Source organism: Olsenella sp. An293, assembly GCF_002159495.1.
Classification (GTDB): domain Bacteria; phylum Actinomycetota; class Coriobacteriia; order Coriobacteriales; family Atopobiaceae; genus Thermophilibacter.
In genome coordinates this window covers 39,497-62,932 of record NZ_NFIT01000002.1, presented here as the reverse complement: position 1 = coordinate 62,932, position 23,436 = coordinate 39,497, and the positions used below count along the sequence as shown (strand labels likewise).

At 62.6% G+C, this 23,436-nt stretch carries 12 protein-coding genes; 11 read left to right on the top strand and 1 reads right to left on the bottom strand.

The window, feature by feature from the left end; genetic code table 11:
* Positions 1-2: 2 nt before the first annotated feature.
* From B5F85_RS01380 to B5F85_RS01345, 8 genes are all read left to right on the top strand, one after another.
* Positions 3-758, top strand: a complete 756-nt coding sequence (locus B5F85_RS01380) for an NUDIX hydrolase (protein WP_087313683.1) — start codon at positions 3-5, stop codon at positions 756-758.
* A 1,725-nt stretch (positions 759-2,483) separates the two neighbouring features.
* On the top strand, positions 2,484-8,624 hold the full coding sequence (locus B5F85_RS01375; RefSeq protein ID WP_087313681.1) for an FctA domain-containing protein: 6,141 nt from the start codon (positions 2,484-2,486) through the stop codon (positions 8,622-8,624).
* Positions 8,625-8,707: 83 nt separating this feature from the next.
* Positions 8,708-8,977, top strand: a complete 270-nt coding sequence (locus B5F85_RS01370) for a helix-turn-helix domain-containing protein (RefSeq protein ID WP_087313679.1) — start codon at positions 8,708-8,710, stop codon at positions 8,975-8,977.
* Positions 8,978-9,300: 323 nt separating this feature from the next.
* Positions 9,301-11,061 (top strand): ABC transporter ATP-binding protein, encoded by a 1,761-nt coding sequence (locus B5F85_RS01365; RefSeq protein WP_087313677.1) that lies wholly within the window; start codon positions 9,301-9,303, stop codon positions 11,059-11,061.
* Between the two features lie 508 nt (positions 11,062-11,569).
* Positions 11,570-12,370 carry a hypothetical protein gene (locus tag B5F85_RS01360; protein ID WP_087313675.1) on the top strand — a complete coding sequence of 267 codons (801 nt, stop codon included), beginning with the start codon at positions 11,570-11,572 and terminating at the stop codon, positions 12,368-12,370.
* A 137-nt stretch (positions 12,371-12,507) separates the two neighbouring features.
* Positions 12,508-14,268, top strand: coding sequence for a DUF6273 domain-containing protein (locus tag B5F85_RS01355; RefSeq protein WP_158094538.1), 1,761 nt, complete (start codon positions 12,508-12,510; stop codon positions 14,266-14,268).
* A 379-nt stretch (positions 14,269-14,647) separates the two neighbouring features.
* Positions 14,648-18,880 carry a SpaA isopeptide-forming pilin-related protein gene (locus B5F85_RS01350; protein WP_143786109.1) on the top strand — a complete coding sequence of 1,411 codons (4,233 nt, stop codon included), beginning with the start codon at positions 14,648-14,650 and terminating at the stop codon, positions 18,878-18,880.
* A gap of 28 nt (positions 18,881-18,908) precedes the next feature.
* Positions 18,909-19,202, top strand: coding sequence for a MarR family transcriptional regulator (locus B5F85_RS01345; protein ID WP_239386568.1), 294 nt, complete (start codon positions 18,909-18,911; stop codon positions 19,200-19,202).
* Positions 19,203-19,331: 129 nt separating this feature from the next.
* On the opposite strand, the gene B5F85_RS01340 is transcribed toward B5F85_RS01345, so the two are convergent.
* The gene (locus B5F85_RS01340) at positions 19,332-20,210 is read right to left on the bottom strand and encodes a pyridoxamine kinase (protein WP_087313667.1); all 879 of its coding nucleotides are present in this window, start codon (positions 20,208-20,210) and stop codon (positions 19,332-19,334) included.
* Positions 20,211-20,383: 173 nt separating this feature from the next.
* Here B5F85_RS01340 and purE point away from each other — a divergent pair, with 173 nt between their 5' ends.
* Genes purE through purF form a run of 3 tightly spaced genes read left to right on the top strand, consistent with a single transcriptional unit; the run spans position 20,384 to position 23,421 of the window.
* A complete protein-coding gene (gene purE, locus B5F85_RS01335; protein WP_087313665.1) occupies positions 20,384-20,845 on the top strand; it encodes a 5-(carboxyamino)imidazole ribonucleotide mutase in 462 nt (153 codons plus the stop codon).
* A gap of 12 nt (positions 20,846-20,857) precedes the next feature.
* Complete coding sequence (locus B5F85_RS01330) at positions 20,858-21,907, top strand: class B sortase (RefSeq protein WP_087313663.1); 1,050 nt, start codon at positions 20,858-20,860, stop codon at positions 21,905-21,907.
* A complete protein-coding gene (gene purF / locus B5F85_RS01325; RefSeq protein WP_087313661.1) occupies positions 21,904-23,421 on the top strand; it encodes an amidophosphoribosyltransferase in 1,518 nt (505 codons plus the stop codon). Before B5F85_RS01330 ends, purF begins: the two co-directional genes overlap by 4 nt.
* Positions 23,422-23,436: the final 15 nt, after the last annotated feature.

The following is a 23,436-nucleotide window of genomic DNA, read 5'->3' as shown; positions in this document are numbered from 1 at the left end:
CCATGTCCGAGGAGAAGATCACCGCACGGGACGTTGCAGAGCCCACTCAGGAAGACTTCAACTACGCCGTCGATGACATCAGAGACTCCGTAGCGGCCTTTAGCTATGACGGCGACCGCACCAGCCAAGATCACCTCTCCGGCGCGCCCGAGGAGCGTGACCTCGTGCTGGGGGACGACGACCCCCGCGACGCCGCCCTCGCAGAGCGCCCGCTCACCGAGGACGTGGCCTGGACCGGCCGCATCTTTAACGTTGACCGCCTCCGCGTGCAGCTCCCTGACGGCCGGGCCGCCATTCGCGACGTCGTGCGCCATCCGGGCGCCGTTGCCATTGTCGCGCTCACGGACGAGGGCCGCATCTGCTTGGTGCGCCAGTACCGCACCGCGCTCGGCCGCGTGACCGTGGAGATTCCTGCGGGCAAGCTTGCGCCGGGTGAGGACCCGCTGGAGTGCGCGAGCCGCGAGCTGCTGGAAGAGACCGGCATGGAGGCCGAGAAGATCGCCTACCTCACCACCATCGCCAGCTCCGCTGGATTCTGCGACGAGCTCATCCACATCTACATGGCCACGGGCCTCAGCTTCTCCAAGTCCAGCCCGGATGCCGACGAGTTCATCAACGTTGACCTCGTCGAGGTGAGCGAGCTGGTGGACGCAGTGCTGGACGGGCGCATCGAGGACGCAAAGACCGTCGTGGGAGCACTCATTTGCGATGCCATCTCGAGGCGTCTGATGGATGCCGCAGAGGCGGATGTCGAGTAACCGATAAGGACACGAGTCTGATGCACGAGAGCCGGGGTCCGGATTGTGCCCCGGCTCTTTGTTTGGTCGATGAAATTGTTCGGTTACCAGCCCATTTGCTTGGTCGCCCACTAGCTGAGAAAGTTGACAACGACATGCGTGAGGAAAACTGACGCGAAGCACGGTCGTTCGACAAGTTCAGCAAGAATAGGTGGTCAATCTAGAGCTCAAGGTCGCATGCGCACATAAGGAGTCATATGGGCTTGCTCATAGGCGGGCAACTTCACGGAAAGGCTACTTCACAGTCTTGCGGGCACCCTTGTCGCGTCGCTTGGCATTACGTGGAGGGCATCGCTAAGGGCGCGCCCATCAAGCAAAGTGACTCGGATGATGTTGGTCAATTTTGGATGATGTTCGAGAGGGAGATAAGAATCCGGAGAAGCCGCTTATTCGAGAGGTACAGGTCAAGAAGGCGCCGGCCATCTCCTGTGGGTCGAGGAGTTCGACTTCACCATCGTGGCAAGGGGCTACATCAAGGGTGACGTGACGCCCAAGGGCCTCGCCGGAACTAACGAAGCCAATGGAAACGTGAACTTCTCTGGTGATGGGTTCACCTTTGCCCAAGGGGGGTGCGTACACCTTCACACTCTCAGAGATTGAGGGAGCAGACTCCCGACTACGTCGACCATTTGTGAGACCAAACCTCTCATGGGTGTGACTTGGTCGACGGCAAGTTAACCTTCGTGCTGAGGAATGGTCAGAGTAGGCTGGCTGCAACATCGACTAACAGCGCTAACGGTTCGACCTGCTTCGATGAGCTTACGTTCGCGAACTGCGGTGGCGGGTCGACTGAGTTGTCAGAGTGTGTGAACACGTACGATGAGCACGGAGAGTTCGGAGATCCTGGCAAGCCAAATGTGACTCAGAAGCCCGAGACGCCGGATGCCGGTGGATCGAACCAACATCGTGTTCCCCATTGCCTTGGGCGTTGTCGGAGCCGCAGTCGACGCTACAGCCTTTGCTCTGAGCGAACGCGGGAGTGGCCAGCAAGAAGCAGAGAACAAGCGGTCGCGGCGGCTGGCTTGCAGGGTCGGTCTCCATACGTCTGAAAAGGGATGAACAAGCACCGGGGCCGCATTAATTGGGGCGATCTCGCGCCTCTATATGCAGCAGGAGTGATGAATGACACGCCGTGTTCGTTTGACAAATACTGACTAACAAAGATGAATGAGTCTGGATTCTGCCCTGGCGTCTGCGCGTATAAGCAGAGGAATAAGGAGAAAACTGACTGAGGTGTCGTGAGTCAAAGATATAGAGAGAGTTTCAAATTTGCGCAAATCTACCTGCACGTTTGCAGCTGAACTGCTCAAGGTAATTTGTAGAAAGATGAGACCGCAACGCAAGAAATGTTCTAGAGTGATACAGGTCTAGGTGTATGTAGGTGCCATTCATCCGACAAATGGCGCCGAAGCGTAACCAGGAGGTCTGTGTGCTGCGGATGAAACATACTGTGGGGAGGGGGGGGGTGCCTCTCATAGGCAGCCTCCTGTCGTAAGGAAGCGGAGGGCCCATTGCCTGGCAATCTGGGCGCTTGCGATCGCAACGATAGTTGGCACAATTGCGCTTGGAGTGTCTGCGGCATATGCGGCTAGCACCGAAGGTGCCACGCGCGTCAGCGACACAGACACCCATAATGAGTACACCATTGGCCCTAAAGACTCCACACGTTATGACGGGCGTGTATGGGTGGACAAGTCGGTCAGCAGCGAAGAATCTGTTTGGTTTGGCGAAAATGAGGTAAAGAACGGTTCCGACTTCTTGGTGACCTACTCCGCCCTGGCAACGTCGCTGGTCACCATGGGGCAGACTCCGACGGACACGGTGTTCATCCTCGACCTTTCGGCAAGCATGACGTGGGGCTACGACCAGAGCAGCGCATCTGTGTCAAAGGAGGAGTCTCGCCTTACGGCAATGGTCAACTCCGTGAACTCCGCTATCGACACGCTGGTGAAGGCAAATCCTGACAACCGCATTGCCATCGTGACCTTCAATGGTTCGTGCAACGATGGTCAGGCGCTGATGCCCAACCTCATGACTGGACGCGTGATTCTGGAAAAGGTTGATAATTCCATCTATCTTGATGTCCAAAATTACAACCAGAATTTGGAAGACGGTATCGATAAAGCAACCGCAGATGTTTATTGCGCCATCAACGGCAACACCGCGTCAACAGGCGGCGGCACGAACATTCAGGCGGGTCTGTTCATGGGCATGAGCATCCTTGCGAATAATACTGACACGACCTATGGACTTGAGAACGGCCAGGAAGTGACGCGCATCCCGAATGTGATCCTCATGTCCGACGGTGCGCCGACTACGTTTTCTTCGGCGAATGATGCTGGGTACATGAGTTATGACACGACTGGGAGTGGAGAAGAGCATTACTTTAAACGAGGTGACTGGCAAACCGGCCCAATCACGGCTGACAGTCCGGTAATCAGGGACACGACGAACTTTTCTGTCGAAAGCGGTAGCTGGTGGGCGACAAATTCCGGACAGCAGATCGGCGCGGGCAACAACGATGACCCCGACAGCGCCGATGGGTTCATGGCGCTTTTAACCGCTTCCTACTTCAAGAACGCTATCTCGGATAACTACTACGGAGACTCTGGCGAAGAGGCAAACGTATACACCATTGGCTTCGGAACAGACGTTCAGGACTCCGACATGGTGGCAATGGCGAACCTAGTCCTGAATCCTGTCGAGAACCTTGGGGCCATCACGAGACATGAGCAGGTTGACGAGGTCGCTGGTGCATGGGAGGCATACCAGAGTGGTAGCGATGCGACTGTTCACGCTGCGATCGGCGATGGCAGCAACACCTTGCATATCCCCTTTAAAGTTGCGAAGTGCACTACGGCAAACAACCCAACGTCCTTGAATTACCCCACCCAGTACTTTGCTGCGGCGGACGATGAGCAACTTGATCAGATTTTTGAAGAGATCACGAACATGATCACGTCTTCCGCATCGGCACCGACGGAGGTTACGGGCGATCCGATAAATGACGGCTATATTACTTACACCGATACCACGGGTCAGTACATGGAGATCAAGAAAGTCAAGACGCTGATCTTCATGAATCAGATGCTTAACGTTACCAAAAACGAAGATAGTTCTACACCTGATCGGGCGGTCTATGTAGCGGCCGACTACGAGTATGACAACCCTGCCTATCCGGGACAGAGCTTTAATACGAACCAGATAGAGATCGTCGTTACCGATAATAATGACAATACCCAGACCATTACCGTAAAAGTGCCCGCGGCGCTGATTCCGCTGCGCACGAACACCGTGACACTTGACGGTGATGGCACTCCAACAAACAACGAAGTTTCGGCTAACCTGCCCCTCCGTCTCTGCTACGAGGTGGGTCTGCGGGCGGATATCGACCCCACCACGCTTAAAGGGGTGGAAGAGGACTACATCAAGAACAACACCGTGGACGGATCCGTAAACTTCTACAGCAACGCGTACACCGAGAATGGTGAGACAAACAATGGTGTGGGTGCGACGGTGGAGTTTGAGCCCGCTCACACGAACCCGTTCTATTTCGTGCAGGAGGATACGCAGCTCTATGTAGATGCCAACGGTACTACACCAGCGACGGGAAATCTGGAAACGACCAAATCGTACTATGTTCCTGTTACCTACTATGGAGGCGAAGGAAAGGATGTAAAGAAAGAAACCACGTATGTGGAACGCAGCGGCGATACGCTCAGCGGATACGTGTCCAACGACGAGAGGAACAACCTGTACCTCAAGGCCGGCTCGCCTCGACTCGGCAACCTTCAGGACGTGACCGCCAAGAAGAAAAGCAACGAAACTAGTACGTATGGGAACTATCGCGAGCCCACGTTCGTGTACGACGAGGGAAGTACTGATCCCCAAAAAGGCCACTTCGTCGTGCTCCTTGGCAACAACGGTAAGCTGAGCATTCCGTACATGAGCAAGGACGTCTCGCTGGAAGATGATTCCACCCACACAAGCATTGACGGGCAGCTGGTCAGCGTTGGAGAGGAGCTGCGCTACACCATCAACTGGGTGAACACCGCGGTCGACCAAAACGGCAATCCGGACAATGCCGAGATTAAGATTGTGGATACGATTCCTGGGGGCACGACGTATCAGGAGAGCTCTGCAACTCCGGAAGGGGCTTACGACTCCGATAACCGCACGCTAACGTGGACAATCCAGGCCACGGCTGGAGAGAGCGGCAGAGTCGAATTTGTCGTGACGGTTGACGAATCTGCAACTGATAATACAGACAACGCGCTTAAGAACGCGGCAAACATTGTGGTGGGCGAAAACACCTATACAACTAATCAGACGATCAACTACGTGCCGGAGAAGTCTGTTTCCGCGCCGGAGGCTGGTGGCGGAACGAGCGATGCTGACGGGGCAGTCGTTACGCCTGGCGCCGAGCTGACCTATACGATTGAGTATCGCAACACTGAGGCGAGTCCTTCCACGGTGGTCATCACGGATGCCGTTCCCGATGGGACGACGTTTGTGTCTTCGAATCCGAAAATCACGCCCGATCAGGACGGCAACCTTACGTGGACGATGAAAAACGTCGCTGCTGGGGAGAAGGGATCTGTCTCCTTTACTGTCAAGGTTGATAACAGTGCAGTAACAACCGTAAACAACAAGGCTAATGTGATGATTGGGAACCATGACCCTGCGGTGACCAATGAGGTGACAACTAAGATCAATCGAGCAAGCCTTGTCATTGCGAAAACGGTAACGGCCACCGACGGTCTTACCTCTCCCGATGCAGACTTTGACTTCGATCTAACGATCGATAAGATGGCCGGGAAGATTGTGACGGCGACTGTTCGCACGAACGGGCAGCCTGACTCACAGACACGGGAGCTGTCGTTTGATGTCGACGGCAAGGCCTCCTTCAGCCTGAAGGGCGGCCAGTCGATCGAGATTCCCTGTGAGGCTGACGCGACGTATTCCGTTACTGAGGAGAAGACGGCCGGCTTCTCGCTAACGGCTATTGATGGTGCGGATACGTCTGATGTGGGGAATGCGACGGCATCCGGAGCCTTGAGGGGGGACGCCAAGCAGGTAACCTTCACCAACAACTACGGTGTTGAGCCTACGACGTCGACCAAACTCAACATTCCGCTCAATGGAACCAAGACCATCGATAGACGTTCCTTCCAGAATGGCGATGCCTTCACCTTTACCATCGCTGCCGCAGGAGCGACGCCCGATGCTCCGCTTCCGAATAAGACGGAGGTGACGATTCGGCCGACCTCGGGTACTGAGGATGAATTTGCATTCGGCGAGATTACATTCACTAAGCCGGGTGAGTATCGCTACATCATCCAGGAGGTTGACTACGACACGGACAATGATGACACTACGGAAAACCCGGGCGGCATCAGCTACGACTCGGCCATCTACCGACTGAATATCGTCATCGTCGACAACGGTGATGGAACGCTGAGACTGGCGCGCGTTGATGAGATTGGCAGCAATTCGACCCAGGGCAATCTTGTGTACACCAGAAACCCGATGCTTCAGGTGTACAGGGGAGAGGGCAGCTCCATAACTGAGGCGACCGAAGTCAGCTTTACCAATACCTACAACCCTGATGCCACCTCAGCATCCATTCGGGGTACCAAGAAGCTTGAGGTAACTAACAGCGATTACGCTCTTGCGGATGGTGACTTTAAGTTCTGGATTGAGCCTCTTGGATCGACTGGTGAGAGCAAACCTGAGTATTACGCAAGCGACTTCACAACCGATCCGAATCAGCCCAAGCCCCTTAGCAATGAGGCATACAACATAGCCAACGGCAACGTGACCTTTGCGTTTGCAACAGGCGCGTTCACCAAAGATATGGTTGGCAAAGTCTACGGCTACAAGATCACCGAGTCTGCTGGCCACATCATGTCCGATGGTGTGACCTACGACGACGATACCGAGCGAATCGTCTGGATTGCAGTCACCGATGACCGTGCCGGAAATGTGGTGGCGACGGTTGGGCCGAATGATGGCGGTCAGCCGGCAAACAACTTCACCTTTACCAACAGCTATACGCCCCAAGAGACCACAATCGGAGATGGCACCACTGCTGGGATAACCGTTCATAAGAAGTTTGTCGGCATCAACTGGACGAACGAATACGAATTTGACTTCAAGATCTCTCCCGTCTCCGTTGACGGAGACACGTCGGTCGCAGGTGGCATGCCTATGCCGGATTCAGACACGATTAGCATTGGCGCTCCGCAGTCGGGTGCTGCGAACACGGGCTCCTTCGGCAAAATGACCTTTACCAAGGCGGGCACGTACGTCTATCAGATCGAGGAGCTGGATGACGGCGACACGCATACGGCGTGCAGTGATCCTCAGCAGACCGTGACCGTAAAGGTGGAGGAAAACGAGCAAACGGGCGCGCTGTCCGCAACGGTGACTTACGAAGGGGACAAGTCCGAGGCGGAGTTTGTCAACACCTACACCCCGTACATTTCTGACGATCCCACCAAAGAAAGCGGGGGAATCACCGTTACTAAGGTCCTCAACGGTCGAGACCTCGTGGCTGGCGAGTTCACCTTTGAGCTTCTAGATGCCAACGACAAATGTGTGTCCTCGGGAACCAACGATGCAGACGGCAACGTTGAGCTCTCGGATGTTGTCTTCGAGTCTGACGGTACGTACGAGTACACACTGGTCGAACGTCCGGGGACACTCGATAACGTCACGTATGACACCAGAGAGTACAAGGTGACGGCCACGGTGACGAACAATGGTGACGGCACGCTCTCTGTGGTGTGGACCGTTGTCGATGCTCCCAATAACACCGCTACCTTCACCAACACCTACACCAACCCCGGCACCCCCGAGAACCCGCCCGTCAACCCGCCCGAGAAGCCGGATGACCCCACTCCATCAGATCCGTCAAAGCCAGACACCCCGGTCACCAAGACCCTGACAGGCCGTGACATGGTCGCCGGCGAGTTCAGCTTCGTCATCGAGGCCACGGGCGACAACGCGGACAAGGTGACGCCGGACCGCCTCACGGGCATCAACGACGCCAGCGGTAACGTGTCCTTCTCGGGCGAGGGCTTCACCTTCTCCGAGGCCGGTGACTACACCTTCACCGTCTCTGAGGTCCTGCCTACAGACGAGGACCCGGATACCCCGGGCGTCCAGCACAACGGTGTTACCTACGACGAGGCCACCTACACCGTCACGGCGCACGTTGCCCAGGAGGACGGTGAGCTCGTGGTCACGTGGGACGCCAAGGACGGCGCCAAGTCCTTCTCGTTTGCCAACACCTATGAGCCGTCCGAGAAGGCGGAGATCGTCTTTGGTGCGACCAAGGTGCTCAACGGCCGCGACCTCGTGGCCGGCGAGTTCAGCTTCGAGCTGCGCGACGCTGACGGCAACGTGATTGCCACCGCCGCCAACGCGGCTGACGGCTCAGTGGTCTTTGAGACGCCCGTCGTGTTCACCGAGGCTGGCACCTACACCTACACGATTAACGAGGTGACGGGCAGCTTGGTTAACGTCACCTACGACACCGTTGTTCACACGGCAACGGTCACGGTGACCGACAACGGCGACGGCACGCTCTCGGCTGTCGTGTCCTATGACGGCACCGGGAAGCTTCCGGTCTTCACCAACACCTACACGGAGCCCGGCGAACCCGACAAGCCCGTCACTCCCGGCGCACCCGGAGAGCCGAGCGACCCCAAGATTCCGGATGCTGGCGACGCCACCAACTTTGCGCTGCCCGCCGTCCTTGGCATGGGCGGAGCGGCCCTTGTTGCCGGAGCCCTTGTCCTGAGGACCCGCAGGTCCAGGTAATCGCACCATCGGTGCCGCAGCGGCCGACGCACCCCTTTGCGGGGCGTCGGCCGCTCCATCGTTGAGAAAAGACGTGAGAGACGATGCCTAAGATCAAGAACAGAGAGCCTGGCGCGCCGCGGCGCCTCACCAAGACAGAGGTTGCGATTCTTGGCTACGTTGGCGCGCACGAGGGGGAGACCTGCTCCAAGGCCAAGATCGCCAAGGCTCTGGGCAGAAACGTCAAGACGATCGACATCTTGATTTCAAACCTGCGCAAGGACGGCCTGATCGTGGTTGAGCCGCGCTGGGCTGAGAGCGGGGGCCAGCTCGCCAACGCGTACCGCCTTGCCCGGATGCCTACTCAGGAGTAGCTAACAGGGCAAGGAGCAGCAGTCCCGATGCCGCTCGGCGCACCTCGCGTCGGGCGGCATTCTACTTATCACTCAGGAACAAAACATGCCCTTGCGAAGAGGCGCCAAGCCCGCTACCTGCGATTCTCTAGTTTCCTCTAGTTGCTTCTACTTGCCTCTTACGTGCCTTCTACTTATCAATTGCCCGCAACGGGGCCGCTGAGGCGGCGGTTTGACGATCCTTGTGCGTGTGAGGCGCGTCGTGACCACGTTCTTCTCGACCCGTGCTGAGGGTGCTACCCTGTACTGCGCATCATTCGCACGACCAGACGGAGCTCTCGCACATGTTCAAGCGTTTCCTCGGCTATTACAAGGGCCAGCTGCACCTCTTTGTCATCGACATCATCGCCGCCTGCGCGGTGGCGGGCATCGACCTCGCGTTCCCGCAGATCCTGCGCTCGCTCACGGGCGGCCTCTTCACCCAGGGCTCGGACGCCATCATGGGCGCGCTCGCGTATCTGGCGGTTGGCCTCGTGTGCATGTACGCGCTGCGCTTTGCCTGCCGCTACTTTGTGATCTTCTGGGGCCACGTGATGGGCGCCCGCATGGAGAGCCGCATGCGCGAGGATCTCTTCGACGCCTACGAGCGCATGAGCTTCTCCTACTTTGACCACCACAAGTCCGGCGACCTCATGAGCCGCCTGGTCTCCGACCTCTTTGACATCTCCGAGGCGGCGCACCACGGTCCCGAGTTCATCCTCATTGGCATCGTGGAGGTTGCGGGCTCGTTTGTGATCCTCTCCACGATCAACCTCCCCCTCACGTGCGTCCTCGCGCTCATTGCGTGCCTGCTCGTGGTCTACAACGTGTACGCAAACTGGCAGATGCGCGCCGTCTACACCGAGAATCGCGTTCGCATCTCAGGCGTGAACAGCCGCCTCGAAGACTCCCTCGCCGGTGTACGCGTGGTCAAGAGCTTTGCCGCCGAGGACGTGGAGCGCGCGAAGTTCCGCCGCTCCAACAACGCCTACCTCGACTCCAAGACGCGGATGTACCGGGCCATGGGGCGCTATCAGGCGGCCATTGCCGTCATGATGGGCGCGCTCAACACCGCCGTGGTGGTCCTCGGTGGCTGGCTCATTGCGCAGGGGCAGATGCAGGCGATGGACCTCGCCACCTACGCGCTCTACATCTCGCTCTTCACCGCGCCGATCACGAGCATCCTGGACTTCACCGAGACCTTCCAGAAGGCCATCGCGGGCTTCCGGCGCTTCTGCGAGGTGCTCGATACTCTGCCGGACATCCAGGACGCGCCCGACGCGCGGCCCATCCGCGTGACCGACGGCGCCATCAGCTATCGTGACGTGCACTTTGCGTACAAGAATGCGGACGGCTCCGCGGAGGAAGAGGTCATCGGCGGGCTGACGCTGGACATCGCGCCCGGCGAGACCATCGCGCTCGTGGGCCCGTCCGGCGGCGGCAAGTCCACCACGTGCTCGCTGCTGCCGCGCTTCTATGACGTGGACTCCGGCTCCATCGTGATCGACGGGCAGGACGTGCGCTCGGTCACGCAGAAGAGCCTGCGCGAGGCCATTGGCCTGGTGCAGCAGGACGTCTACCTCTTTGACGGGACCATTGCGGAGAACATTGCCTACGGCAGCCCGGACGCCACGATGGACGAGATTCGCGAGGCGGCCCGGCGCGCCAACATCGCCGACTTTGTGGAGAGCCTGCCCGAGGGCTACGAGACCGAGGTGGGCGAGCGCGGCAGCCATCTCTCCGGAGGCCAGAAGCAGCGCGTCGCCATTGCGCGCGTGTTCCTCAAGAACCCGCCGATCCTGATCTTTGACGAGGCGACCTCCGCGCTGGACAACGAGTCCGAGCAGGCGGTCCAGGAGTCGCTGGCCGAGCTCGCGCGCGGGCGCACCACGCTCGTGATCGCCCACCGCCTCTCCACGATCAAAAACGCTGACGAAATCGTCACGATGGAGCACGGTCGCGTCTCCGAGCGCGGGACCCACGACGAGCTGCTCGCGCGCGGCGGCACGTACGCGCGCTACTACGAGATGCAGTTCGCCGACGGCGGCCTCGGCGCCAGCGCGTAGGGCACGGGCTTCGGCCGCCGCCGGGCGGCGTGCTTACTGCAAAATCGGGCTTCGATCCATATTCGCCGCCTGCCGGTGACAACACTTGCCTTCGATCCATGCGTTTTTGGGCGTTTGGACGGTCTTGCGTACCCGGCGCATAGTTGCCAACTGGGGTTTTGTGATTCTTGGCGCCACCGGATGGCGCTGTAGGGGCAAAATCGCATGGCTCGAAGGCGGATTTTGTTTCCGGAGACCGCCGAATATGGATCGAAGGCCAGTATTGCAGATGGTCCGCGTCGTTGGGCGTCGCCCGGGCCTCCTGCGCCCGCCGGCGGCCCCTCGGCCGTGCCACCGCGAGTCGTCGCGCGCCGGCGTGACCGCATCGCCTTTCAAAACCGTCACGCCCGGCGTGAAGGCATCCTGTTGAGCGCCCGTTGGCGATAACGTCACCAGGGCGATTGCGTATACTGTCCTGTACTGCACGGGTGGCCCGCACTGCACGGGGTGCGGCGTCGAAAAGGGAGAGATGGCTAAGAACAGCGAGATCGCGCGCGTCCAGAAGGGCGCCCTCACGGCCGACGAGGCCGAGGCCCTCTTCTCGACGGTCGATCACACCGGTCACTCCGACGAGGAGCGAGCCCGCCGCCAGCGCGCGCACCGCCGCGAGAAGGGCGTCTCGCTCGACATCGACCCGCTCTCCGAGGACGACCCCTCCGGCTCCAACGTCGGCAAGGTCATCACCAGGACTGCCGTCTCCTTCGTGGCGATCTTCCTCGTGCTCGTCGTTGCCGGCCAGGTGGCCTTTGGCTTTGTCCGCCGCTCCAACACCGCCAACCTCACCGAGGACGCCAACGTGCGCACCGTCGCGTCCGCCCTGCGCGGTGGCGTCGAGTGGGGCGACGGCTTCACGCAGTTCCCCGAGGACTTCTCCGTCCAGGAGGCCGACGAGAACACCGGCCGCATCGAGGTCACCGTCATCGACACGAGCTCCGAGAACTCGCTCGAGTGCTTTGCGGGTTCCCAGGTGCAGGCCACCGCCTTCTCGGTCAACGCCCTGCTCAACCCCAACATCGACACCGTCGTCTACCACGTGAACGTGCGCCTTGACGAGAACGGCAACATGCAGCGCTCGTCGCTGTTTGGCTTCCTCAAGCCCACCGGCGAGGTGAGCTCGTTCATGACCTTCGTCTGGACCAAGACGCAGTCCGAGACCGGCGTCAACTTCTCCTGCCGCATCACCGGCATCGACGGCACGCTGCAGGAGGAGCTGCGCGACCAGGTGACCACGTCGTTCACGCCGGTCCAGATTCTGGGCACATCGGAGTAGCGCCCCGCCCGCGGCGCCCCGCCCCAGCCTCAACCAGCTTTCAAAGCTCGCCGTTTGTCGAGGTCAGAACCTGCCGACACGTGCCGCGGCGCGTTTGCGTGCTACCTTTAAGGCTAACCATGTCGAGAGGGGTTCACGTGAAGTGCAAGAGGTGCGGCGAGGAGCTGCCGGAGCGCGCGCGGTTCTGTCCCGCGTGCGGGATGCCCGTCGAGGAGGTTCCCGCGCCGAGAAAGCTCGAGGAGCCGCTCGAGCCCATGGGCCTGGGTGCGGTTCCGCTGGTGCCCATCGCGCCGCTCCCGCGCGCCACGCGCGTCTCGCCGCGGGTCCCGCGCTCCTATGGCGCCACCCGAGCCGGACGCTCGTCTGCCCGCATCCCCCTCTCCGCCTATCCCACGCTCTCGTTTGAGTCCGGCGAGAAGGACGCCAAGGCCGCGGCCCCCGCGCCTGAGGTTGAGGCTGTCGAGGAGAAGGTCATCGAGGTCGCAGAGGCCACCGGGCCTAAGGCCGAGAAGACCGCCGAGGTTGAGGGGGTCGTCGCCGAGGCCGAGGTCCCCAGGCCCAAGCCCGCAGAGACCGCCCCCGCCGAGCCTGAGATTGAGCCCGAGCCCGAAGAGAGCCCCGTCCCCGAGTCCTGGGCGCGCGACGACGCGCCCGCCGCGACCGAGGATGAGCCCGCCGCGGCCGATCTCGAGGACGAGCCGGGGGCTGCCGCGGAGCCGGAGCCCGCCGCCGAGGAGCCCGAGCTCGAGAAGACCGTCGCCTTCGAGGCCGTCCCGGAGCCCCAGCCCGAGCCCGCCGCGGCGCCGGAGCCCCAGCCGGCCCCCGAGGAGCCCGCGCCCGCGCCGGAGCCCGCCGAGCCCCAGCCCTCCTTGTTCGACCGCGCCCGCGCCTCCGTCTCCGGCCAAGCCCATCGCGCCGCGGACGCCTTCCCCACGTCAAACGACCAGCGCGCCCTCATCGGCATCGGCGCCCTCGCCGCCGTGTTGGCCGTCGCGTTTCTCGTCTATGTCTCCCTGGGCTGGTTTGGCCCGTTTGCGGATCGCAGCTACGTGGCCCCCGAGGTCCAGCCTCCCTCGGACGGCAGCATCGAGCCGCTGCAGCCCCAGGAGGACGAGGAGCCCGAGCTCGCCATCGAGGGCGGCCCCGAGGTGCGCTCCTCCTACCCCGAGTACAGCTGGGCCGAGCTCTCCCAGATCTCCGCGCTGATCTCCGCCGCCGAGAGCGACGAGACGGGCATCCAGATCGCCGCCCACTACAACCTCTGCGGCGCGGACGGCACGATCGGCGTCGACAGCACCAAGTCGCTCGAGCTCTCCACGGGCGCGAGCGTGCCCATCGCGATCGCCGGCTTCCGGCACGACACCCGCTCCGACGGCACCGGCCTCGCGGGCATCAGCTTCGTGGCGCGCGGCTCCGTGGGCACCGAGCCCATGAACGCCCTCGCGCAGACCGCCGGCGGCTGGGAGGGCTCGACGCTGCGCGCCTGGGTCAACGAGGGCTTGCTCGCGCAGCTTCCCGCCGAGCTCGCCGACCTTCTCGTCCCCGTGGACAAGACCACCAACCCCGTCGCCGGCTCCGGGACCACCGCGCAGAGCGTGACCTCGGACCGCGTCTGGCTGCTCTCCTACTCCGAGATCGTGGGAGAGGTCCCCGCGGGCAACAAGCGCTACGGCATCTATCAGCCCGAGGGCGAGCAGTACAGCCTGTTTGCCCAGCTCGGCGTGACCGGCGCGGAGTCCGCCCCGCAGGTCGCGCTGGCCTCGGGCGAGTACTGGTGGGAGCGCAGCCCCGAGCAGACCAACTCCACGTGGTTCATGTGCGTCTCGCCGGACGGCGACACGGGCTACGGGCACCGTCCCGCCACCCCCGACGCCGTGGTCATCGGCTTCTGCCTGTAGGGGCTCGCAGTGGGCGTCTCCCGGCAGCGCGTCGGTTGGGCCCGGCTGTTCCCGGCTTGTGCGCAAAAAACGGTCGGACAGAATCGGCGAGCGGAAAACACGAGCCAGCAAGCTGAAAAGTGCCGCCTTCACTCCCAAATAGTTAGGGAGGGGGTCGGCATAATCCTTCTGGGGTCTTGACTTTGAAACTTACAATGTGATGCCAAGTCTACCTGTGGGAACGAGCGGCAAGACCGCAGCTATACAGGCTCGAAGAGCCGTTGGTAGAGACTCGGAGGGCCTTCGCAAAAGGAGGTTGGAAGTCATGAGCGCCTTCAGGAGAAAAAGTTGTCTGGGCGCCGGGGGGGGGGTGCGTCGTAGGGCCTCACTTCTGGTAGGGGTGCTGACCCTTGCGATCGCCGCGGTGCTCGGGGCGCCGGCGATTGCGCGCGCCATTGATGAGGATGTGCTCGCTCGCCACGTTGTTGCCGGCGAGACGCCCAATGGGACTACGATTGACCTGTTCGACTATTGGATCACGGGCTCCGAAGATGCGGACAATGCGGACTCGACTGCGGACGATCTCGAGCGTGGCATCAACCAAGGCCACGCGCTCAAGTTTGGTAAGAGCTTTGCCGATGACGTCGAGGTTGAAGAGTGGAACAAGTGGACGGGTACCGGTAAGACAGCGGGTGAGGGCGTCATCCCGTACTACGGCATCGTGCAGAACACCCTGGGTGCAGATGGCTTCCCCGTCCTGAGCGATGCGGTTACGGGCGGGAGGAACGAGTCGCTCGCGTATCTCTTTGACGCGGATCTCCCTGACGATAAGATTTCCGGCCGCAAGTCGTTTGCCAGCGTGGGCGGCTTGCTCAAGGTGACGGAGCAGGACGGCTACTACATCTACGACAGCTCTGAGAACTTTGCCGAGTTTGATGAGAGCACCGGTCAGTTCACGCTGTACGACGCTCCTGGCGTGAAGGACGATCCCGACAAGGTCGCCTCGGCCACTATGGGTCAGTTTTTCCCGTTCAACACCGGAGAACAGGTCTTTGGCGAAGAGAAGGACGGGAAACTTATAACCACCGTTGACTCCCAGGCCCAGGAGCTCAACCACTACTTTGGCCTTGCGATGACCACGAACTTTGTCCAGGAGCACGGTGGCCACACCAAGGAGGATGGGCAGACGCCGGTCACCTATGAGTTCACCGGAGACGACGACGTCTGGATCTTCATCGACGGCGTGCTCGTGGGCGACCTCGGCGGCATCCACGACGCCGCATCCATCAAGATCGACTTCTCCAACGGCAGCGTGGTGGTGAACGAGGGCTCTCTGGTTTCGGGTGCCGAGAAGAGCACGACCCTTAGGAAGCTTTTTAAGGTTGCCAATAAGGAAGATTCGGTTAAGTGGGCCGACAACAACTCCAACACCTTCGCTGACGATACCTATCACGAGCTCAAGTTCTTCTATCTCGAGCGCGGTAACTTCGCTTCGAACATGAAGCTCAAGTACAACCTCAAGACCGTCCCCGAGACCAACATCACCAAGGTCGACCAGCTCGGCGAGCCTTTGGCGGGGGTCGGGTTCACGGTCTGGAATTGGACGAATGGGGTCGCTGATGCTGAGCAAATATGCTCAGCGACTACCGATGCGCAGGGCAATCTGACGTTGCGTGACGACAACGGTGCGCCCATCACGCTCGAGCAAATCTATGCGGAGTACGCCAACCAAGGTGCGCAGGACGAATCTGAGAAATGCAAGATTCGCCTCATCGAGACGAATACACTAAATGGCTACCGTTCGCCTGCCGGCGACTTCACGATCGACCTACGCATCGAGAAGTGCGCTGCGACGGGCAACGCTGGCCATGAGCCGGTCTATCTGCTCCTCTCCGACGATCAGTGGGGGACCGGCGCCTACGCCATGTCCAAGGTCACGGTGACCGCTCCCAATGAGGTGGAAGCTAACGGAGCGCCGATTGAAGATAATGCCCTGCGCGACGGCACGCTTTTCGCTGTCATTCAGAAAAAGGTTGGAAACGAGTGGCTGCCTGTTTACGGAGATCCTCTGGGCGGCTGGCATGTCACCCAGCCCACGTCGAGCCTGGAGGGGTACTGGCAAAACATCAAAACTGCCGCCAAGGCGACTCAGGCCGTCTTTGAGATTGCATCATCGGGTGCCTATCAAACTGAGGTTTCCTCGCTTCCGGGTGACGTGCTCGAATATACCTTCTTCAATAACGATGGAGGGCAGTATAGGGGCAGGTATTATTTCACGGAAGCATCGAGTCTCGACGGTATATCGAGCGATAATACGTGGGAGGTCGACAATCCCGACGCCTTCACGCGCGAGTTCTCCGCACGCGTGTACGTGACCAACATCGTGAACCGTCTCATCGTGCAGAAGCTCAACGAGCAGGGCGAGCCGGTCAACGGCGCGAAGATGGCCATCTGGGCCAACGAAGACGTGACCGTCGACGCTGATGGTGTCGCGACGGTGAATGAGGGCGCCGAGCCGCTACTTGTTGAGGACACGCGGCGCCTGAACAAGTACGACGGAGAGGGCGAGGTCGCCGACTCCATCGACCTCGACGGCGCGTGCATCTTCTCGCACCTTACTACGGGCATCTACTGGGTTGGCGAGTACCAGGCGCCCGAGGGTTACACCAAGAACCCGACGCTCAGCAAGGTCATCGTTGACTCTACCGGCGTCTACGCAGACGCGGGGGCTGCGGACGACGGCGTGACCGTCCAGCGTGGCGTGGGGCGCATCGTGCGCTCGATGGTGCAGTTTGCGACCGACGATGACATCGATGTGACGCTCCACAACATCGTGGCCACCCCGGAGCTGTGCTCCTATGAAGAGCCGGCACCGGGTAATACCGAGGGGTCCTTGGTCAAGGACGAGGCCGCGGAGACGCCGAGTCCCGTGCACCTCGAGTTCGCCGATGACGGCGGCGCCGTGCTCGACTATGCTACCGAGGAATCGGCCGATGGCGATGGTGACGACGCCAACCAGGGCTACGTCTACACCTCCGACACCGGTATCCCCCGGCTCAAGGTGACGCAGTGCGCGGAGCACAAGCCGGCCGCTGACTCCGCGGTCGCCTGGGAAGACTTGGGTGACAGAGACCTGACGAGCCTCTTCACCGGCGTGACGGTGGTGCGCATCGCGGACGTGTCCGTCGGTGACTTCAGTCTGACCAAGCGCGTCGAGGGCGAGAACGCCAACGTGACGGATAGCTTCACGTTTGACCTTTCGTTCGAGGCGCCTGAAAACGGGCTCGTGACCTACGACGACCCGTACGAGATGCCGGCGAGCCCCGTTGGGGAGCACGCCTACAGGGTGACGAACGAGGACGGCACGGTCGTCGAGTCCGGCACCCTGACCATAGGCGAGCTGCAGGCCGAGGAGCTCGCCGAGGGCGAAGGTGCGGCCCAGGAGCAGGCGACCGTCTACTACGTGACGTCCGTGACTCCAGAGGCAACGAAGGACGATGCCGAGGACGTCCCCGGAGATGACGCCGAGGATCCGTCCGCGGGTGCGGACGATGCCGAGGGCGTCACCGAGGGCAACGACGAGAGCGCGCCGCAGGAGACTCCCGGCGACGAGGCAAACGACGAAGCTGCTTCAGGCGTCGAGGGCGCGCCCGAGGACGATGCCGAGGACGTGACCGAGGGAGTTGTCGAGGGCGGCACCGAGGACGTGACCGACGAGACCGCTGAGGATGTCGCCGAGGTCAATGCCAGCAATGCCGTCGAGACCATGGCCAACGATGCTGTTGGGGGCCCGGGCGAGAGCGCTGCCGGTGACGAAGCCGGCGACGCGACCGACGGCGCTGCTGATAGCGCACCCGAGGCCGACGCTGAGGATCAGCCAACGCAGTCCACGTTTGTCCGGCAGGAGAATGGCTCCTACTCCGTCAAGCTCTCGGACGGCCAGACGCTTACGATCGAGGGGCTGACCGCCGGCACCGCGGTGACGGCGAGCGAGCAGTCCGCCGAGGGCTATACGACGACGTGGACCTCCACCCCGGCAAACGAAGGGCAGCAGACGCCCGCCGAGGGTCTGGTTGCCGAGGTCGAGATTCCCGCAAAGGAGGCTGACGCTACGCAGCACGACGCCTCAGTGACCTTCATCAACACCGTCGAGGAGGCCAAGGACCCCGACGAGGGCGACCCCGACGAGGGCGACCCTGACAATCCCGACGAGGGGGACCCCGATGAGGGAGACCCCGACAATCCCGACGAGGGCGATCCTGACGAGGGGGACCCCGACGACGGAGACAAGGATCCCGACGAGCCGGACACCCCGGACAACCCGGACCCGGTTGACCCCGACGTCCCGGTTGACCCCGACGAGCCGGACACTCCAGACGAGCCGGACACCCCGGACGAGCCGGACACCCCGGACGAGCCCGACATTCCGGATACGCCCGATGTTCCCGACACCCCGGACCAGCCCGTGACTCCCGACGTCCCGGACGAGCCGACTCCCACAGAGCCCACCATCCCCGAGGCGGGCGACACGAGCGTCCCTGCGCTCCCGCTCATCTGCCTCGCGGGAGGCGGCGCGGTGTGCCTGGGCCTCGCCCTCGCCGCCCGCAGGCGCGGAAACGACAATGGCGCTTAAGGGGAGGGAAGGCTCTTCTCTCAAGGGGGTGAGAAAGCGCATCAACGGGCGCCACGCCTTCGTTCACGAGCGCATGCTCGAGATGATCGTGCGCGAGACGATACTGCGCGGCCAGGTCAGCTTTGCAAAGGCTGACCTGGCCCGGCGCCTGGGGTGCTGCCCCAAGACCGTGGACCACGCCGTGACCCGCCTGCGCCGCGAGGGGCTCATAGAGACCAGTCCCGTCTTTGGCCCCACGGGCGCCCAGCTGCCCAGCGAGTACCGGGCAACTGCCGAGGGGGTTGCGCGCGTCGCCCTGTTCTCTGAGGAAAGGCCCGCGTAAGGCCGCCGCCCAGCGGCACACAAAACGGCCCGCCAAGAAGGCCGACCATCAAGGTCAGGTTCTTCTCGGCGGGCCGTCGTCTGTGCCGGCTGCCTGATGCGAGGTCCTCTTACCCTCGCGTCGGGGCTGCTAGGAGAGCAGTGCCGTGACGTCTCCCAGCACGCTCTCAAAGCTCACGCCGCGCACCTGGTAGTCGGGCTGGTCGGGCGTGATCTGCATGGCGTGGCGCACGAGCGCGCACGCAAACTCGACGCTCGCGGCCAGGCTCTCGCCCGCGTAGACCGCCGCGGTGAGGCCGGAGGCAAACAGGTCGCCGGTGCCGTGCAGCATGTAGGGCAGCAGCTCGCCGGAGGCCTCCTCCATCTCGCCGCCGCTCACGGCCACGTAGTTGCGGATGATCTTCTCGCCCTCGTGCACGACGCCCTTGATCACCACGGCCTTGGCGCCCATCCCAAACAGGGCGTCCATCACGCGGCGCACGTAGGCCTCGTCGACGTCCTGGCCCTCGTAGGGGATGCCCGTGAGGATCGAGGCCTCGGTGAGGTTGGGCGTGAGCAGGTCGGCACCGTCGACCAGGCCCTTCATGGCCTCGCACATCTCGTCGGTGTAGGTGGGGTACTTGGCGCCGCCGTCGCCCATCACCGGGTCGACGATGCGCAGCGCCCGGGGGTACTCGCGGTACAGGCGCAGGATGGCGTCGACCTGCTCGGCCGAGCCAAGAAAGCCGGAGTAGATGCCGTCGAGCTCGATGCCCTCCTCGCGCCAGGCGTCGAGGTACTCGTCGAGCATGGGCGTGGTGTCGTGCATGTAGAACTTGGGGAAGCGCGTGTGCGCCGAGAAGAGCGAGGTGGGGACGGGGCAGACGTCGATTCCGGCCGCCGAGAGCACCGGGATGGCGACGCCCAACGAGCACTTGCCGTAGCCGCACAGGTCGTGAACTGCGGCGACGCGCGGCAGATAACCGCCCTTGCGCTCGTACAGGTACAGATTGCTGGCTGAGTTGTTCATGGGATTCTCCTTGTCCGCGGACTGATGGACCAGCGTACAAGGGCACAGCATAGCACTCGGGCGGAGGCTCGTCCCCCGGTCGGCGCCGCGGGGTTAACAGGCCCGCAATCACGCCGCCCGCGATCGGGCGCGCTATACTGGAAAGACATATGCAGCGACGAGAGGGGATCAACATGGCAGAGCAGCCGCTCGTGGGAATCATCATGGGCTCCAAGTCGGACATGCCGACCATGGAGGCCTGCACCCAGCAGCTCGAGGAGCTCGGCGTCCCGTACGAGCTGGTCATCGCCAGCGCGCACCGTAACCCCGACAAGGTCCACGAGTGGGCCGGCTCCGCGGCCGACCGCGGCCTCAAGGTCATCATCGCCGCGGCGGGCAAGGCCGCGCACCTCGGCGGCGTCGTCGCCGCGTTCACGCCGCTGCCCATCATCGGCGTGCCCATGAAGACCTCTGACCTCGGCGGCATGGACTCTCTGCTCTCCATGGTCCAGATGCCCTCCGGCGTGCCCGTGGCCTGCGTCGCCATCAACGGCGCCAAGAACGCCGCCATCTACGCCACGCAGATCCTCGGCGCCACGATGCCCGAGTACCGCGAGAAGATCGTCGAGTTCAAGCGTCAGATGGCCGAGGCCTAGGGGTCGCCGCGCATGGCCTCGCACTTCAGACAGCCCGGGGACGACCCGGGCGCCACGCGCCCGTCCGGCCCGGCGCTCTCGGGCAACCCCCGCAAGGCGCTCCACACGCGCCGCGGCGGAGACGAGTCCTACCACGCCCCCGACGGAAACCCCCACGCCGCCGGCATGCCCCACGAGGCGTCCGGCTTTGTCGCGGTGGTGAGCGAGCCCGAGGGCAAGGCCCATCGTCACGACCGTCGCCGCAAGGAGCCGCACTTCCGGGAGACCGACCCCTACGACCTCTCGGGCCGCAGGAGCCGCGACCCGTGGAAGCGCGCCGCTCGCGTGATCTCCGTCCTGCTGTTTATTGTGGGCGTGGGCCTGATCGTGGCGGCCGCAGGCATGTGGCTGAACAACCGGATGCAGTACGCCGAGCAGGACCGCATCAACGAGGAGCTGGCCACCTACGCCGACGTCTCCACCAACGGCTCCACCCCGCCGCAGGTGGACTGGGCGGGCCTCAAGGCCGTCAACGACGAGGTGGTGGGCTGGGTCCAGATTCCCGGGACGGCGGTCAACTTCCCCGTCTACCAGGCGTCTGACAACGAGAAGTACCTGCACACCAGCGCCGAGGGGGAGTACTCGCTCGGTGGGCAGGTCTTCATGGACTACGAGAACACCGCGCCCGGCATGGTGGACGCGCAGACCATAATCTACGGGCACCACCTGCGCAACGGCGCCATGTTCAAGCCCATCTCCGACATGGAGAACCAGGAGATGTTCGACAGCGTCTCGACGGTCTGGTACGTGACCGAGTCGGCCACCTACGAGCTCGAGCCGCTGATGCTCTACCAGACCGACTCCAGCGACGCCAACGTGCGCCGCTTCGCCTTTGCCTCCCCCGAGGAGCTCACCGCCTACCTCACCGATCTTCTCGGCCGCGCGACCACGAGCCGCGCCGACGCCGCCGAGCGCATCCCGGGCGTCTCCCAGGTGCTCTCGCTGTGCACCTGCAACTATGACGACGGCGACTCCGGCCGCACGGTGCTCGCCTGCATTCCCAAGGGGGCGAGCGCGCAATGAGCATCGAGACTGCCGAGAAGGACCTCCCGCAGGGCCTCCACGAGGAGTGTGGCGTCTTTGGCGTGTGGGCGCCCGGCCGCGACGTGGCCCGCATCACCTACTTTGCCCTCCGCGCGCTGCAGCATCGCGGGCAGGAGTCCGCGGGCATCGCGGTGGGAGACGGGCGCTCGGTGCTCGTGCGCAAGGACCTTGGCCTGGTGACGCAGGTCTTCTCGGACGCCGACCTCACCGCGATGTCGGGGCGGGTCGCGTGCGGGCACTGCCGCTACGGCACCGCGGGGGCCCGGGGCTGGGAGGCGGCGCAGCCGCACCTCTCCACGATCAACGACGTGATCATCGCGCTGGCGCACAACGGAACGCTCGTGAACTTTGACGCGCTGCGCCGTGAGCTCATCGAGATGGGGATCCCCTTTAGGTCAAACACCGACTCCGAGGTGGCGGCCAAGCTCATCGGCTACTTCACGCAGCGCGCGGGGCGGCTGCGCACGGGCATCGCGCACACGATGCGCATGCTCGAGGGCGGCTACGCGATGGTGCTCGTGCGCGAGAACGCGCTCTACGCGTTCCGCGACCCCCACGGCATCCGCCCGCTGGTGCTGGGGCGCCTGGGCGACGACGGTTGGGTCGTGGCGAGCGAGACCTGCGCGCTCGACATCGCCGGCGCCAAGTTCGTGCGCGAGATCGAGCCCGGCGAGATCGTGCGCGTCTCCGAGGACGGGTTGCGCTCGGAGCGCGGCTGCCAGCCGGGCTGCCGGGCAAACTGCATCTTCGAGCACGTGTACTTCTCGCGCCCCGACTCCGTGCAGGACGGGACGAGCTTCTATCTGATGCGGCACAACATGGGCCGGCAGCTCGCCCGGGAGACCCCGGTGGACGCGGATCTCGTGATCTCGGTGCCGGACTCCGGGACCCCGGCGGCCGAGGGCTTTGCCCAGGAGCTGGGGATTCCCTTTGGCACGGGCCTCATCAAGAACCGCTACGTTGCGCGCACCTTCATCCAGCCTACCCAGGAGCTGCGGCAGATGGGCGTGCGCCTCAAGCTCAACGCGCTGCCGGACGTGGTGCGCGGCAAGCGGCTCGTGATGGTGGACGACTCGATTGTCCGTGGCACCACGAGCCGCCAGATCGTCCGGATGCTCAAGGAGGCCGGGGCGACCGAGGTGCACGTGCGCTCGGCCTCGCCGATGGTCGCGTGGCCTTGCTTCTACGGCATCGACACGGGCAGCCAGGACCAGCTCATCGCCGCGAGGATGACGCTCGACGAGATCCGCTCCCACATCGAGGCGGACTCCGTGGGATTTCTCTCCATCGAGGGGCTTCTCGCCTGCGTTCCCGGCGGGGAGGCCCATGGCTACTGCAAGGCCTGCTTCACGGGCGAGTATCCCGTTGAGATCCCGCGCTCGTACTGGGAGGACCGGTTCTTGCCGGGGTTCGAGCCCAACAACCTCACCGAGGCGTCCAGGACGTCTCGGATGCCGCTCGCGGACGCGCAGAGCGTCATGATGGGAGAATAGGCGCGGGCCTTCGCG

Coding starts and splice junctions, on each gene's coding strand:
- B5F85_RS01330 (WP_087313663.1), top strand. CDS start 20,858: ATGGCCTCGCACTTCAGACAGCCCGGGGACGACCCGGGCGCCACGCGC.
- B5F85_RS01340 (WP_087313667.1), bottom strand. CDS start 20,210: ATGAACAACTCAGCCAGCAATCTGTACCTGTACGAGCGCAAGGGCGGT.
- B5F85_RS01360 (WP_087313675.1), top strand. CDS start 11,570: ATGGCTAAGAACAGCGAGATCGCGCGCGTCCAGAAGGGCGCCCTCACG.
- B5F85_RS01380 (WP_087313683.1), top strand. CDS start 3: ATGTCCGAGGAGAAGATCACCGCACGGGACGTTGCAGAGCCCACTCAG.
- B5F85_RS01370 (WP_087313679.1), top strand. CDS start 8,708: ATGCCTAAGATCAAGAACAGAGAGCCTGGCGCGCCGCGGCGCCTCACC.
- B5F85_RS01365 (WP_087313677.1), top strand. CDS start 9,301: ATGTTCAAGCGTTTCCTCGGCTATTACAAGGGCCAGCTGCACCTCTTT.
- purE (WP_087313665.1), top strand. CDS start 20,384: ATGGCAGAGCAGCCGCTCGTGGGAATCATCATGGGCTCCAAGTCGGAC.
- purF (WP_087313661.1), top strand. CDS start 21,904: ATGAGCATCGAGACTGCCGAGAAGGACCTCCCGCAGGGCCTCCACGAG.